The organism is Komagataeibacter europaeus LMG 18890, from assembly GCF_000285295.1.
Taxonomy (GTDB): domain Bacteria; phylum Pseudomonadota; class Alphaproteobacteria; order Acetobacterales; family Acetobacteraceae; genus Komagataeibacter; species Komagataeibacter europaeus.
This window is the reverse complement of sequence record NZ_CADP01000024.1, coordinates 23,640-39,200: the sequence shown is the minus strand read 5'-3', so window position 1 is coordinate 39,200 and position 15,561 is coordinate 23,640. Positions and strand designations below refer to the sequence as shown.

Sequence of the window (15,561 nt, the reverse complement as noted above, 5' to 3'; positions counted from 1 at the left end):
CTGCTAGCAATAGCTGAGGCGCTCGGGACACTTGACGCTTTTTCTGATCTTTTTCCCATGCCAGAGGCTTCTTCCCTGGATGAACTGGATGAGTTTAGTCAACTCCGTCGACGCGCAGCGAAGCAGAGGACGCGATGATTGAAAGACTTTCTGTTGCGCTTGATTTCGGTGATGGAGAAAAGCCTCTACAGGTGGGACAGCTTGGCCGGGATCCTGAACGTCGAAGCATAGCTTTCGAGTGGGATGCCGGATTTGCGGCAAGTCCTCTTCCTCTCTCTCCGGTGCTTTGTCGGTCATATGATCAGTTGTTGAGGCCAAACAGCGGTCGGGGTGCAAGTCTTCCTTCCCTGTTTGAAGATAGTCTCCCAGATGGTTGGGGACGTCTCCTGCTTGATCGGGAAATTGCGGCGAGAGGTATCAGCCGAACCACAATCGGAGATATCGAGCGCCTCGCTTATGTCGGGCGCTATGGTAGCGGGGCCCTGACATACGCCCCTGAAACAGACAGCCTTCCGAATGAGAGCATTGATCTGGGCTGGTTCGAAGAGATCATACCACAAGTGGTGAATGGTGCGTCCGCAGCGGATCTTTCGCGGCTCCGTGTCATGTCCGGTGGCAGTCAGGGCGCGCGGCCCAAGTTTGTCGCGCAGATCAATGATGATATGCATTCCTTGCGCGATCACCGTCTGCCGCTCGCTTCCGGCTGGACTCAGGTATTGATCAAAGGGCGTGCATCATCTGATCCTATCGGGACGGTGGAAGCCGAGATCGCTTACGGCATTCTTATGAAAGAAGCTGGCATCAACGTCTGTCGAATGTTCCCGCTGGAAGGTAATAGAGAGCGATTTTTTGGCACTGATCGGTTTGATCGTCCGGGTCGTGGCCGCTTGCATATGTCCACGGTGGCGGGGTTGCTTGATACTGGTATGCAGCACGGTGCGGTTGATTACGTTGATCTCATCAAGCTTTCCAAAATCATGTGTGGTCGGATTGATGTCGTCGAGGAAATTTTCCGACGTATGGTATTTAACGTGCGGGCATTGAACCGGGACGATCATGTTCGAAATCACGCGTTTCTCATGAATGCGGCTGCTGAGTGGTCGCTGGCTCCCGCCTATGATGTGTCGTTTTCCGCCGGCCCTGGTGGCGAGCATTCGATATCGATCGCTGGTGATGGGCGTCACCCGGGTAAAATTGCCATCAATGAAGTCGCGCGGGTTGCAGGCATCAAGCCTGTTCGAAGAGACAAGATTATTGATGCGGTCGACAGTGCGCTTTGCTTGTGGGAAGAGGTCGCTGCAAATTGTGGAGTGCCTGATTTTCTGATAAGAGAAATCAACGGTGAAATGGTCATTGCCCGAGGATGGAAATGAAATACCGTAAGCAGGAAATAAGGATCCTGTAGGTATAAATCATAGGGGCAGGCATAGGTAAGCATTGTTTACGGCGGTTCACGCCGACAGTTTATCCCATTGAGTGAGGATTTTCACGAGTTGTGCAGGTGAGCGGATGTTGAAGCGCCACTCGTACTCGCCCAGGAAGAGATGGAAGTCCTTGCGTGGTATTCCATTATATCGCCGCAGATGCCGCTTTGCCTGGCTCCAGAAATTCTCGATGCCATTGATATGGTTTCTACCCAGGGCAAGATGCCTGCTGTGATCAATGCGTTCATGATGGAATTCCGAGACATCCAGCTTGTCGTAAGCGTGCCAGGAATCGCTGTAAACGATTGAGCCCGGCTGTACTTTCTTTCGAATGATCGACATCAGCGTCTGATGTCCGGCATGGAGGATCATGACGGCATGGACACGGCCGTGCCATTTCAGCAGACCGAAAACGGCCACTTTCCCGGCGGCGCCCCGGCCTCGTTTTCCTTTGCGATGTCCGCCGAAATAGCTTTCATCGACTTCGATTTCACCCGAGACCGGTGCCTCATGAGCAATCTGTTCTGCGATGACCTCTCGCAATTTCGATAATACAGGGTCGCTGTATTACGATTGACGCCTATAAGTTCGGTGGCACTTCGGGCGGACGTGCCCGCAACGAAGTGCTCCAGAAGGCGCTTTTGGATGCTGATAGGCAGCCGACTGCGACGACGTGCTTTTATCTGACATATCAATCCTTTATTGTCTTACCTATGCCAGCCCCAAGTTTTTTTGGATCAGAGATCAGCACTAATCGAAAATTTGAAGGTTTCGGGGTCGCCCATGACCAGATCACTCTGGTAAACTGATGCCCAGTACCGCTGGTTGCCGATGTTATCGACCTCAAAACGTGCGGTCAGTGGCTTCTTTGCCGCAAGGAAGGTATAGCGCGCGCCAAGGTCAAAACGTGACCATGCAGGCAGGTGCGTCGTATTCATGCTGTTGAACTGCTGCTTGCCGGTGCTGATGACACGACCAACCAGTGTCAGGCCCTTTACGAATGGCACGTCATATTCAAGGTTGCCGTTGATGGTATAGTTCGGCACGCCGATCACGGTCTTGCCGTCATATGCGCCGCCCGCCGTATGCATCTGCTTGGCGTCGATCAGTGTCAGCCCGCCGTTAAAACGCAGACCGCGCAGGATCTCGCCATTGAAGGTCAGTTCCATGCCCCGGTTCCTCTGTCGGCCGTCCTGCGTGTAAATCTCCTGTCCGGTATTGCCATAGGCTTCGGTCATGCCCTGCGGCATGGCGGTCTGGAAAAATGCCACGCCAGCGGCAAACCGCCCGACATCGTATTTCGCGCCTACCTCGTACTGGGTGCTCTGGTATGGCGCGAAAACCTGCCCGGCATTGACATAGGTGGCTCCCACCGTCTGCCCCGCCGACAGGCCCTGGATCCGGTTGAAATACAGGGCTGCATGTTTGACCGGATGGATGACAAGGCCAATGACCGGGGAGAACGCCGCTGCATCGTAATGGGTGCTGAGCTTGCCGGTGCCGTAGGCAAAGGAGTCCGACAGGATATCTTGATACCGGAACCCGCCCGTCAACGCGATGCGGTCGTGCCAGAAGGTCATCGTGTCTGACAGAAACAGGCTGTACAGCTTGTTCCACGCCACGCGACCGGGATTGTCCAGCGTGCCGCCGCTATAGGTTTCTGAGGGCGTGAACTGGGTAGGGTGATAGATGTTGCCTGCCTGGGAGACGAGGCTCATGGAATAGGCGGCATCCGATTCCTCCCATATCGCGGACCCGCCAGCGTTGATTTCATGCCTGATGGGGCCGGTGGACACATGTGCATGAATCCCGGCCTGCGTGGCTTCGTTCATGACGTTATACGCATCCGCCATGGCACCGACCTTACCCGCGCCAGTTACGGAATCCGTCAGCGTGGTGGTCGCGTAATTGCCCATCTCATTACCGCCCTGCGCGCCGAATTTGCCATACGCGGTAATGTGACTGCCAAAATCATGTTCGATATTCAGCGTGCCGAACAGGTAGCTCAGGTCGGTATAGGCCCAGCGCTGGCCCCAGTTTTCGGAAGGGGACGTGGCCTTGGGCGCGGGCATGCCATCGGCCAGGCTGGAGACGATGATGGCGCTGCGCCCACCAAAAACCTGTTGCTTCTGGTAATTCATGTTCATATCGATGCGCGTGTCGTCATTATGCCAGTCAAAGGCCGCGCCTAGGGCCACGTCGTCGCGCCGCTCGCCCTTGATCGCCGTCTCCCCATCCATGCCGGCTGCGTTGAAACGGAAACCGAAAGCGTGGTCCTTGCCAAACCGGCGGCTTACGTCAAATGCGCCACCGCCCTGTCCGCTGCTGGTGTAATCGCCTGTAATGCGCGTAATATCCGTCGCCGCCGCCCGTTTGGGGATCAGGTTGACGTTGCCGCCTACGGCCGAACCACCGGGGGCCGCGCCATTGAGGAACGCACTGGCGCCGTTGAGCACCTGCACTGAATCATAAAGCTGGGGTGAGACAAGCTGCCGTGGGGTAACGCCATACAGGCCGTCAATGGCCACGTCATCTCCATACAGGGTGAAGCCGCGGATCTGGAACAGTTGGGCGTAATTGCCATACCCCATGGTGGTGCGCACGGTGGGGTCGTTCAGCAGCACATCGCCAAGCGTCTGTGACTGTTGGTTCAGGATGAGGCTGGAATTGTAACTACGGATGTTGAAGGGCACGTCCAGGCCCTTCTTCTTTCCAAGCGCGCCCAGATCACCGCCGCTGCTGACATACATGCGATTCTGGCGCGCGGCGGTGACGACGATGTCTTCGTGCTGGCCCGGCGTGCCGTCAGGAGTGTCTTTTGCGTTCGTATCCGCGCCCTTCGCTGCAACATTGCGAGGCGACACATCACCGCGAGAAGAAGACCGGACTTTTTTAGGCACGGGATAAGACGTGTCTGTGGCAGCGACAGCTGCCACCCGACCGTCAACGCCCAGCAGCAGGCCGGATGCCAGGACGGTGGTCAGGCAAAGCGCACGAAGATTCATTATCAAAGCCCATAGAATGATGTTTCCGGCACCTTATTCCGCGACTGATAGTAATTTGCAATAGCAGGCGCGCAGCCGTGCGGGACACATGCTCGAAATTCGTCATCAGGTCTGGAGCGTATCGTCACCTCGATAGAGCGCGTCATGCCGCTGACGTTAATGGGCGTTACCTTCAGCTAATGTCTGGATTCCAGCCATCAGACGTGCTCCGGGCTGCGTCACGTGCAGCCGAAGAGGCATGAACGTGAACGCCTTTTCGGCACTTTGTAATATTTTGTATTCGGCGGGGCTCTGTCCCGTAGTCGCGGAAAGGCGTCGCGCGAACCGCAACGGGAAGAATCCGAAACAGTTGCCTTGGACTCACCAAAACCCGGGAGAATAAGGAACTGGTGACCTGCTGCCCTAATATAATTGATGACGTGATGTCATGCGCCCGGTCGCCTCTGCTTAACTGGACGATCGGAGTTGGAAATCCGGTTATTTCACGCACTGGAAGACGAAGCGTGAAATAAATCGTCCGAGGCAAGGGATCTTCTCAGGCCGTACATCGGATATGATTGGATTGCATCGAGGCATAGAGCATGTGCCATGAGGCGAGTTTACCCCGGCGAAAGAAGCGTGGGCGCATGAAAGACATGTACCGCGTGCTCCATGACGGTCATCGGATTAATAGTTGTATGCTGGTGGCAGGCTCATTGTGTTTCAGGCGAACGGATACGGGCCACATGGTGGCTGAACGGCTCTCTGCTGCTTTATGACGGCGATCCTGGCTGCAACACGTGGATAGGCCCATTTGAACAGGCCTGACACGATAATCACCGCGATGCCCGCAAAGGTCCAGTCATCCAGTGGTTCATGAAAGACATAGAAGCTGAAGGCCACGGCCCACAGCATCTGGCTGTATTGCGGCAGGGCGATTGCGCTGGCCGTGGACCGGGTTGCCGCCATCATCATAAGCAGCTGCCCCAGTGCGGCAAGGAATCCATAGCCGAACAGGAACATCCATACCGTGCTGCCCTGCGGCCAGTGGGCGTGGGCGAGCATCAGCGCGCCGTTGCCCACCAGCGGGCCGCACAGGCTGGAGCTGAACATGGACAGGCGCGGCGTGTTGCGCCCTGACATCCGGTAGGCAATGACGCCCACCGCATTGGCCACAGCCGAGATCAGCGCGCACAGATGCCCGAAGTGGAGCGCACGCAGGCCGGGCCGCAGTACGATCAGCACGCCGATAAAGCCCACGATGACGGACAGCCAGCCCAATGTGGAAACCTTTTCACGCAGCAGCACGACCGAGAGGATGGTCACGAAAAGCGGCATGAGGAAAATGAGTGAAAAGGCTTCCGGCATGGGCAGGAGCATGAAGGCTTCGACACTCGCCGCCGTGGCGGCAAAGGTGGCGGCTGCTCGCACCAGCCACATAACCGGCTGCCGGACCACGAACAGGTCACGGTAGGATTCGTTTTTTCCGCGTATGAAGGGAATGAGCAGCAGGCCGAAGACGCCGCCGGAAAACGCCACTTCAAACGGATCGATCTGTCCTGCCAGCAGCTTGGAATAGGCGTCACTGATCGAAAACGAGGCGTATGCCGCGAATGCCAGCATCATGCCTGCCGAAAGGCCGGTATTCTTCATCCAGATTGCTCACGAAAAAATTGTTCACGCGCAGATATGGATGTGCAGGGGGAAAGACCAGCGTTTGTCGGTAATCACAGTCATGCGTTTTTTACGTCGGATTTTATATGACGCGCCCGGTTTTTTCGGGTAGCAGATTGCGCCCGAAAATCAGGGCCAGCCCCCTGTAAAACGGGCGGCAAACCGGAAGGAAGTTTTTGGTGAAGCTTTTTTCAAAAAGCTTCGAAGAACGCCGCTTTTTTAAAAAAAGGCGGCACCCAAAAATTTTCCCGCTTATCAATCAAGCAGCACGGGAATTTCGTCGTATGTGCGATGGCGGGTAAGGATTGAAGAGGTTGCTATGGCACGGCATGCGGCGTGGATCATGCCGGGCATGTTGTGCCTTCGATTTGTGGTCCAGCAGAAAGCGCCGAGATAATCGGATGTGTGCTGCGGGGCGATGGCCTTGTGCGTTGCCTTGAGGGCCGTGCTCAGATTGGCGATGGCGGTATTGAGGCCGTGGAACGGCGCGGTGCGCTGGCGGGAGGGGCGTCTGCTGCCGCTGACAGTGACCACATGGGATCGCACAGATGTGCCGAAAGCCAGAAAAGCCTTCAGGCCATCGGTATGAACCCTGACGGTTGCCGTCAGGCAGATATCGGCGAATGCCCGCACCGCCCTGCTGGTGAAGCCGGCCACCATCCGCATGGTGACATGGCCCATACGACCCTCTTCATACCGCTCGGTTGCTGCGATCATCCTGGTCTTGCCTCGCGGACCCGAGCTCTGGTTTCGCTCGCCTCCCAGATAAACATCGTCTGCCTCGACCACGGCGGGGGCACCGTCCGGACCTGAACCACCGAGAAGATAACGGGTTTCACGTTCGGTCATGGCGCGGCGCAGGCGTTTGGCAAGATACCACGCCGTCGGATAGCTCACGCCCAGCCGACGGCCCAGTTCGATGGCCGAGGCACCCTGTTTGGTGCTGGTCATGATGTGCATGGCCCGAAACCAGATCGTGAGCAGAAGTTTCGTGCTGCTCATCACCGTGCCGGCCGTGACCGACCAGCGACGGTTGCAGCGTGTGCACCCCACCCGACGACCACAGAGGTAATTCCGCTCGTGGCCGCAGGACGGGCAGGTCATCAATGCCTTCCGACGCGGCATCACCAACGCCGCGATATAGGCTTCTTCCGTGCTCTAGAAACGCTCGAACTCAACGTCTGTCAGACCCTTCATGACTTTCAACATCACCAGAACTCCAGCCACTCAACTCCATATGGGATGGCAAAATACGCCCGGTAAGGCCGTACTGTCTTGTTGATACGCGGGAAAAACTTTCATTCCATTTCCTTATGCCGTGGCATCCAGTTCCAGGATGGTGCGGGCATTGGCTTCGGTCGTGGCCAGCGTGGTGATGGTGCCCGTGCGCAGGGCGGCCAGGATGGCGACGATCTTCGTGCTTTCCGATGCAATGGCGATGACATTGGGGATGCGCCGCAACTCGTCAAGCGAAAGACCGATGACACGCCCCTGCATGGGCACGTCGGCCGGCTTGCCTGCAATCGTGATGAAATCATACCCCATCATGTCGCCAATCGCGCCTGCAAGTTTCGAGGCCGCGATTTCGGCGGGGGAAAACCAGCCCATGCGCACCATGTTGCTGTCTTCATTGACATCGCCAATGCCGATCAGGGCGATATCGGCGCGCCGCGCCCGGTTCAGCGTATGCTGCACGACGTCATTGGCCATCAGCGCGCGGCGCATCTGTGCATCGGCCACCAGGGCCGGGGCATACAGCGTCTCGCTCTCGCCCCCAAACCGCGCAGCAAGGCGGCGGCATATGTGGTCCGAACTCATATGCTCGCCCGCGCGCATAGACCCGCCAATGGCGGAGACAAAGGTAATGGCGCGGGTCACGGGCATGCCGATATGGCTGGCGATGGCTGCGATATTACGGCCCATGCCCACGGCAATGATCATCTCGTCTTGCAAGATGCTGTCGAGATGCATGGCGACGATGGCGGCCACGCTGTCACGCTGGGCGTCCTGGTCGCGCTGGTCCACTGCCGTCAGCAGTCGGGCAATACCAAAGCGGCGCTGGAATTCCTGCTCAAGTGCGGCCGCGGCGGCCGGGCGGGCGCGTACACGGATATCGACAATGCCTTCTTCGCGCGCGCGCTTGAGCAGTTTGCTGATGGTCGGGCGCGACATGGAAAACCGCCTGGACAGGTCTTCCTGTGTCACCTGCTCAAGGTAATAGAGAGCCGCGATTTCCGTTACCTGATCCAGCGTGACTTCCGTACGTCCACCGGGTTTTGCATCTGGCGCGGCCTGCACGGCATCGCGCGATCCTGACCGCCGCCGTGGGCGTTCGGACGATGCCGTGCGGGGTGTTTTACGCGGATTGTCAGACAGGGAGGCGTTCCTCGTAATAGGCAATGCGGCTGATCTTTTCGGCTGACGGGCCGCCGGGAAACTCCGATGAGAGGTACGCTTTCACGATCGTTTTGGCAAGTTCGGGGCCGATTACGCGCGCGCCCAATGTAATGATCTGGGCGTTATTGCTCTTCATGGCCCGCTCGGCGGAATAGGTGTCGTGTGTCTGGGCGGCGCGGATGCCATGAACCTTGTTGGCGCTGATGGCGACCCCGATTCCCGTCCCGCACAGAAGGATGCCGCGTTCGTGCTTTCCGGCCTTGATGGCTTCAGCCACGGTGACGGCAATGTCGGGATAGAGGACCGGCGCGCCGTCATATGTACCGTAATCGGTAATGGCATGGCCTTCCGCTGTAAGGAAATCACGGATGGTTTCCTTCAGGGTGAATGCTGCTTCGTCGCAGCCAATGGCGATATCCATGATGTGTATCCTTTTATCCGGGCATCCGTGGAGCGAAGGACGCCCGGCGGTGTTCCTGTTGCAGAGGTTTTGCGTTGTGCGCCGCACAAAAGATAACTAAACGGCACAAACGACAATTATAATAACCTTTGTAAACCGGATATATCTGCCTTTATCACGTTATAGTGATATGAAAACGCCAGAAATATGTGCGTTAAAGGCGTTATAGCTTATGCGAGATGCTTTCGTTCTACGATTCCGCGTAAACAGGTGTTCCGGAAGAATTACAAAAGTTCCGGAAGCTGGACCAAAAACAACAAGGCGGCCCAATGTCGCACGAGGAAAGACGGGAAAGTTCCATGAATACCATCGACATTCACCTGCGTGCCGCACGCCCGCTGGACCGTATCTTCAATGATCCCGACCAGATCGTTGAAGACGGAATCCGCGGCTACCTGCTGGCGCATCCCGATATCCTGGCGGGCACGAAAAACCCGCGTGTCCTGCGCCGTGCGTGCAAGAGTGCGGTGCGCAAGGTCGGTGTGATTACCGGCGGCGGCTCCGGCCACGAACCGGCATTCCTTGGCTATGTGGGCAGGGGCATGCTGGATGCGGTGGCGATCGGGGAAATCTTTTCCTCTCCCACGGCGGCCAGTTTCCTTGATGCGATGCGTGAGGCGGATAACGGCGCGGGGGTCGCCTGCCTGTTCGGCAATTACGCGGGCGACACCATGAATGTCCGTCTGGCCGTGGATGATGCAACGCGCGAGGGAATTGCCGTGGGCACGGTGGTCGCCAATGACGATGTGGCCTCGGCCCCGAAAGATGACGCGGCCCGCAGACGCGGTGTCGCGGGCGAAATCCTGATGTGGAAGGCCGCCGGTGCCCGTGCGGAGGAAGGGGCTTCCCTGGAGGACGTGCTGGCGACCGCCCGCAAGGCCATCGACAATACGCGTTCGATCGGTGTTGGCCTTTCACCGTGTACCATTGTCGCCAACGGCCACCCCAATTTCATGATCGAGGCCGGGACGATGGAAGTCGGCATCGGCCATCATGGCGAACCGGGGGTGGAGATCAGCAAACTGGGTTCGTCGCGCGAGATCGCGCGGATGATGTGCAACCATATCCTGCCCGACCTGCCGTTCGGGGCGGGAGATGAGGTGACGGTACTGGTATCCGGCCTTGGCGCCACGCCGGTCATTGAGCTTTACGTGCTGTTTGCCGATATCGCTGACATCATGCGCGAACGCGGCATCACCATCCGCCACAACTTCGTCGGCAACCTGTTTACGTCCCTGGACATGAAGGGGGTGACGCTGACGGTCATGAAGCTGGATGCGGAACTGGACCGGCTCATGTCCCATCCCGCCCATGCCATTGGCCTGACCCGTGTTGGCGATACGCCCGAAGAACCCGCAGCCGAGGCACCGGGTGCGAGCGCGCATGACCTTGCCGCCCATGCGGCAACAGCAGAAACCGAACGCTACATCCCGACATCGGGGATCGCGGTCGGGAACACGCGCACGGTCGTGCCCGCCCTGGTCAGTGCCATTGTCGGGGCGCGTGACTGGCTGAGCGAGATCGATGGCAAGATCGGTGATGGCGACCACGGCATCAACATGGCCAAGGGCTTTGCCCGCTGTGGTCAGGCGCTGGGCGATGCGCCGCCCACGATGGAAGGCGGGTTGCGAGCGCTTTCGGATTCGCTCATGGCTGGCATTGGTGGCTCGATGGGACCGCTTTACGGGCGGTTTTTTGAAGGGCTGGCGAAGCCGCTGGCAGGTGTCACCTGTATCGACGCCCACCTGTTCGGCCTGATGCTGGACGGGGCGGAAGCGGGCATCCGCTCGCTGGGTAATGCCGATGTAGGCGACAAGACGCTGATGGACACGCTCGTGCCAGCCGTCAAGGCCTATCACGCGGCGGAAGGGCAGGGGCTGAAGCCCGCACTTGCCGCCATGTCGGCGGCTGCGGAACAGGGGCGTGATTCAACCCGTGACCTGGTGGCGCGCATCGGCCGGGCCAGCAGGCTGGGTGAGCGCTCCCGTGGCGTGCTGGATGCGGGGGCCACGTCGTGCTGCCTGATCCTGCAAACCATGGCGGCCAGCCTGTCCGCTATTGCCGAAGCCTGAAAATGCCCGCACGGGCGTAATCATTACCTCCCCATGGTCATCATCTGCGGCCATGGGCACCACCATCCCTGCAATAACAATAATAACACCTTCTGCGGAAAGAGCGCGCCCACATTGCGCCATCCGCGATGTTGGAGGGTACCATGGCCCAGACAGTCCTGCTCGACCCCATGCGGGTCGAGGATGAAATACCGCACGAGGAAAGACCGCGCACGGCCCTTGGCCGGTTCCTTTCCCGCATTGGCATGCCCCCCGCACTGGCATGGGGGTTTGCCGGGGTCCTGATCTTCATGACGGGCGATGGGGTGGAGAGCGGCTATCTCTCCCCCTACCTTGTCAGCATGGGGTTTAGCGAACATGACGTGGCCCTGTTGTTCACCATCTACGGGCTGAGTGCTGCGGTTGCGGCGTGGCTGTCCGGTGCGCTGTCCGACCTGTGGGGGGCGCGGCGGGTCATGCTGATCGGGCTTTCGATCTGGGGGGTGTTGCAGGTCGGCTTCCTGCTGCTGGCGCTGCCTGCGCGGTCCTACCCGCTCATGCTCCTGTTGTATGGCATCCGGGGATTTGGGTATCCGCTTTTCGCGTTCGGCTTCCTGGTCTGGGTGGTGACAACGGTCAATCCTGGCAGGCTGGGTTCCGCCGTCGGGTGGTTCTGGTTCTGCTTTACCGGCGGCATGCCAACACTTGGCTCCGTATTTGCCCGTTACACCATTCCCCATATCGGCCCGATCGCAACGCTGTGGCTCGCACTTGGCCTTGTGATGCTTGGCGGGATCATGGCGCTGGGCGGCATTCGGGAAACACACGGCAATCTCCATGCCGCCAGTGCGGACAGGCACCCGCTACAAACCCTGTTCGCCTCGCTGTCCATTGCGTGGGAACGGCCCAAGGTTGGTCTGGGCTGTATTGTCCGGGCTATTGATACCTCGGCTGAATTCGGCTTTCTGGTCTGCCTGCCGCTGTATTTCATGCACGACCTGCATTTCAGCCTGGGGCAGTGGCTGCTGGTGCTGCAGGCCATTTTCATCTCCAACGTGATCTGGAACCTCCTGTTCGGCATACTGAGCGACTGGCTGAGCTGGCGCGGCACGGTCATGCTGGGGGGCGGCGTGGGGTCGGCCATCAGCACGCTGCTGCTGTACTGGTGCCCCACCCATTTCGGGCCGGGGCACATGCTGCCCACGCTGCTGGCCGGGGCGCTGTATGGTATGACGTTGGCCGCTTACGTGCCGCTTTCGGCGCTGATGCCCTACCTGGCACCCGATGACAAACCGGCCGCGATGTCGCTGCTCAACCTTGGGGCCGGGGCGAGTGTGTGGATCGGGCCTGCTGTCGTCTACCTCTTTGAACCAGGCTTTGGCATCTTCGGCGTCATGTGCATCTATGCGGGCATCTACCTGCTGAGCGCCTGCCTTGCGTGGTTCCTGACACTGGACCCGGTGCTTCAGGCGGAACTGGACAGTTCCCGACGGGCCGTGGCCAGAAGTAAATAAACCTGACCATAAATAAAAACATAGACGGAAATAATAAAATGAAACCGTTCAGTGAACTCCTCAGCCTTGCGGGCCGTACTGCCGTCGTGACCGGCGGGGCATCCGGCATTGGCCTGGCCATTGCCCGGCGGCTTGCGGGGCAGGGGGCCGTGGTCTGCCTGGTTGACCGTAATGAAAAGGTGGCCGAAATCGCGGCCAGCCTGGGTAGCCAGCATTGTGGCGTGCATACCGATGTTACGGATGAGGCCGCGATCGCGACGGCCTGCCGCACCATCCTGTCCCAGTTGGGGCATGTCGATATTCTGGTCAATAACGCTGGCATCGCCCTGATCGCATCAGCGGCTGAACTGGAAACGTCCGCATGGGACCTGACCATGGCGATCAACCTGCGCGCGCCCTTCCTGTTTGCCCGCGCCCTTGGCCCGGCCATGTGCACGAAGGGCTTCGGGCGGATCGTGAACATCGCATCACAGGCAGCCCTTGTGGCCCTGGACAAGCATGCCGCCTATAGCGCGAGCAAGGCTGGCATTCTGGGCCTGACCAAGGTACTGGCGTTTGAATGGGGACCATCAGGGGTTACGGTCAACGCCATCTCCCCCACCGTGGTCGAGACGGAACTGGGCAAGCAGGTCTGGGCCGGGGCAGTGGGCGATGCCTTCCGCGCGCAGGTGCCAACAGGCCGCTTTGCCCAGCCAGACGAGATTGCCTGCGCCGTCGCCTATCTGGTCAGCAATGCCGCCGCCATGGTGAATGGTGAAAACCTGGTGGTGGATGGCGGCTATACAATCCGCTGAACAGTCAAAAGAAAGTTTTTGGTGAAGCTTTTTTCAAAAAGCTTCAGGGAACGCCGCCTTTTGAAAAAAGGCGGTCTCCAAAAACTTTTATCATTTTTCTCAACAATACTTAAAAACGCAGGAAAACCGCACGAGATGCGCCACATAGTCCCTGCTGCCCCCGATGGGGGCGGCCACGCCAGCGCCAGTATCGACCAGCTCTGCATCAACACCATCCGCACTCTGTCCATGGACGGCGTGCAGAAGGCGAATTCCGGCCATCCCGGCACTGCGATGGCGCTGGCACCCTGTGCCTATGCCCTGTGGCGCAATGTCATGAATTACGACCCGGCCAACCCGCTCTGGCCCAACCGCGACCGCTTTGTGCTCTCCATCGGGCATGCCTCGATGCTGCTTTACTCCCTGATCCATCTGGCGGGCGTGCGCGATGTGCAGGCGGGCCGGGTGACGGATGCGCCAGCCCTGACGCTGGGGGATCTGGAGCAGTTCCGCCAGCTTGGCTCAAGGACTCCGGGCCACCCGGAATACCGCCACACCACGGGCGTGGAGACCACAACCGGGCCGCTGGGGCAGGGATGTGGCAATTCGGTCGGCATGGCGATGGCGGAAAAATGGCTGGCGGCGCGCTACAACCGCCCCGGCTTCGACCTGTTTGACTACCATATCTACACGCTGTGCGGTGATGGCGACATGATGGAAGGGGTGGCGAGCGAGGCCGCATCCATCGCGGGCCACCTGAAACTGGGCAACCTGACATGGATTTATGACAGCAACCGGATTTCCATCGAAGGCTCGACCGACATCGCGTTTACCGAAAACGTGCGTCGGCGCTTCGAGGGTTATGGCTGGCACGTGCTGGAACTGATGGATGCCAACGACACGGGCGATCTTGAACGCCTGCTGGCCGATGCGAAGGCCGAGACCTCGCGGCCCACGCTGATCATCGTCCACTCCATTATCGGCTGGGGCGCGCCGCACAAGGCGGGCACGGCATCCGCCCACGGCGAGCCGCTGGGCGTGGAAGAAATCCGCGAGACCAAGAAATTCTACGGCTGGCCGGAAGACCGCAGCTTTTACGTACCTGACGGCGTGCTGGCGCATTTCCAGTCCGGGCTGGATGCACGCGGGGCTGCGGCCAGCGCACGGTGGCAGGCGCTGTTTGCTGCCTACCTTCAGGCCCATCCCGACCTTGGGGCCGAGGTTACGGCCATCATCAACGGCACGCTGCCGGTCGGGTGGGATGGTGGCATCCCGACCTTTGATGCGAATGCAAAAGGTGTGGCCTCCCGCGCCAGTTCGGGCATGGTGCTCAACGCGGTTGCGCAGAATTATCCATGGATGATCGGTGGTTCGGCCGACCTGTCGCCTTCCACCAAGACCCACCTGACATTTGCGGGCGCGGGTGATTTCCAGCCGCCGCAATGGGGCAGGACCTATGGCGGGCGCAATGTGCATTTTGGCGTGCGCGAACATGCCATGGGGTCGATCTGCAACGGGATTGCGCTGGCGGGTCTTCGGCCGTTCTGCTCCGGCTTCCTTATCTTTTCCGATTACATGAAGCCGCCAATCCGCATGTCGGCACTGATGAACCTGCCGGTCCTTTATATTTTCACCCATGATTCCATAAGCGTGGGCGAGGACGGCCCCACCCACCAGCCCATCGAGCAGCTGGCCCAGCTGCGCGCCACCCCCGGCGTGACCCTGATCCGCCCAGCCGATGCGAACGAGGTGGCGGAAGCCTGGCGGGTCATCATCCCCATGACCGATCGCCCCGCCGTGCTGGTGCTCAGCCGCCAGAACCTGCCAACACTGGACCGCAGCGTTTACGCCCCCGCCACGGGACTGGCGAAAGGGGCCTATGTCCTGGCCGATTGCGGCGGCAAGCCGGACCTGATCCTGATGGCGACGGGTAGCGAGGTCTCCCTTGTGGTAGCGGCGTATGAAATCCTGAAAAAGGAAGGTATCAGCGTTCGTGTCGTTTCCATGCCGTCATGGGATCTGTTCGAGGCCCAGCCCGAAGCCTACCGCAACAGCGTGCTGCCGCCCGATGTCACTGCCCGCGTGGCGGTGGAACAGGCATCCGGCATGGGGTGGGCGCGCTATATCGGCCTGACGGGCGAGGCCGTGGTGATGCATGGCTTTGGCGCATCCGCCCCGGCGGAAGCGTTGCAGGAAAAATTCGGCTTTACCGTGGCCACTGTCCTTGCCGCGGCAAGGTGGCAGATCGCGCGCGCCTGACCCCATGAAGAGCCGGAAACACAGA

The 15,561-nt window shown here is 59.4% G+C and carries 10 protein-coding genes and 1 pseudogene; 5 read left to right on the top strand and 6 right to left on the bottom strand.

The annotated features are described in order from the left end of the window. Positions 1 to 134: 134 nt before the first annotated feature. Positions 135 to 1,373, top strand: a complete 1,239-nt coding sequence (locus tag GEU01_RS24270) for a type II toxin-antitoxin system HipA family toxin (protein WP_026018632.1) — start codon at positions 135 to 137, stop codon at positions 1,371 to 1,373. Between the two features lie 78 nt (positions 1,374 to 1,451). On the opposite strand, the pseudogene GEU01_RS24265 reads toward GEU01_RS24270, so the two are convergent. The 6 genes and pseudogenes from GEU01_RS24265 to rpiB all read right to left on the bottom strand — a co-directional run bounded on the left by GEU01_RS24265 (position 1,452) and on the right by rpiB (position 8,900). Further along, positions 1,452 to 2,107, bottom strand: a pseudogene (locus GEU01_RS24265) (IS1595 family transposase). A gap of 54 nt (positions 2,108 to 2,161) precedes the next feature. Further along, entirely contained in the window at positions 2,162 to 4,429 is a 2,268-nt protein-coding gene (locus GEU01_RS09625; protein WP_019085920.1) for a TonB-dependent receptor, read from the bottom strand. A gap of 702 nt (positions 4,430 to 5,131) precedes the next feature. Next, complete coding sequence (locus GEU01_RS09620; RefSeq protein WP_019085919.1) at positions 5,132 to 6,061, bottom strand: DMT family transporter; 930 nt, start codon at positions 6,059 to 6,061, stop codon at positions 5,132 to 5,134. 276 nt (positions 6,062 to 6,337) lie between these two features. Next, complete coding sequence (locus GEU01_RS09615) at positions 6,338 to 7,186, bottom strand: IS1595 family transposase (protein WP_157212836.1); 849 nt, start codon at positions 7,184 to 7,186, stop codon at positions 6,338 to 6,340. A gap of 207 nt (positions 7,187 to 7,393) precedes the next feature. Then, positions 7,394 to 8,380: a sugar-binding transcriptional regulator gene (locus tag GEU01_RS09610; RefSeq protein ID WP_019085917.1), complete on the bottom strand. Its 987-nt coding sequence runs from the start codon at positions 8,378 to 8,380 to the stop codon at positions 7,394 to 7,396. 70 nt (positions 8,381 to 8,450) lie between these two features. Continuing rightward, positions 8,451 to 8,900 carry a ribose 5-phosphate isomerase B gene (gene rpiB, locus GEU01_RS09605; RefSeq protein ID WP_019085916.1) on the bottom strand — a complete coding sequence of 150 codons (450 nt, stop codon included), beginning with the start codon at positions 8,898 to 8,900 and terminating at the stop codon, positions 8,451 to 8,453. 338 nt (positions 8,901 to 9,238) lie between these two features. On the opposite strand from rpiB, the gene dhaL reads away from it, so the two are divergent. The 4 genes from dhaL (at position 9,239) to tkt (ending at position 15,536) form a co-directional block, all read left to right on the top strand. Then, positions 9,239 to 11,011, top strand: a complete 1,773-nt coding sequence (dhaL, locus tag GEU01_RS09600) for a dihydroxyacetone kinase subunit DhaL (RefSeq protein WP_042710827.1) — start codon at positions 9,239 to 9,241, stop codon at positions 11,009 to 11,011. Between the two features lie 143 nt (positions 11,012 to 11,154). Beyond that, entirely contained in the window at positions 11,155 to 12,504 is a 1,350-nt protein-coding gene (locus tag GEU01_RS09595) for an MFS transporter (RefSeq protein WP_198284456.1), read from the top strand. Positions 12,505 to 12,542: 38 nt separating this feature from the next. Beyond that, positions 12,543 to 13,298, top strand: coding sequence for a GolD/DthD family dehydrogenase (locus GEU01_RS09590; RefSeq protein ID WP_019085913.1), 756 nt, complete (start codon positions 12,543 to 12,545; stop codon positions 13,296 to 13,298). Positions 13,299 to 13,433: 135 nt separating this feature from the next. Beyond that, positions 13,434 to 15,536 (top strand): transketolase, encoded by a 2,103-nt coding sequence (gene tkt / locus GEU01_RS09585; RefSeq protein WP_019085912.1) that lies wholly within the window; start codon positions 13,434 to 13,436, stop codon positions 15,534 to 15,536. Positions 15,537 to 15,561 lie beyond the last annotated feature (25 nt).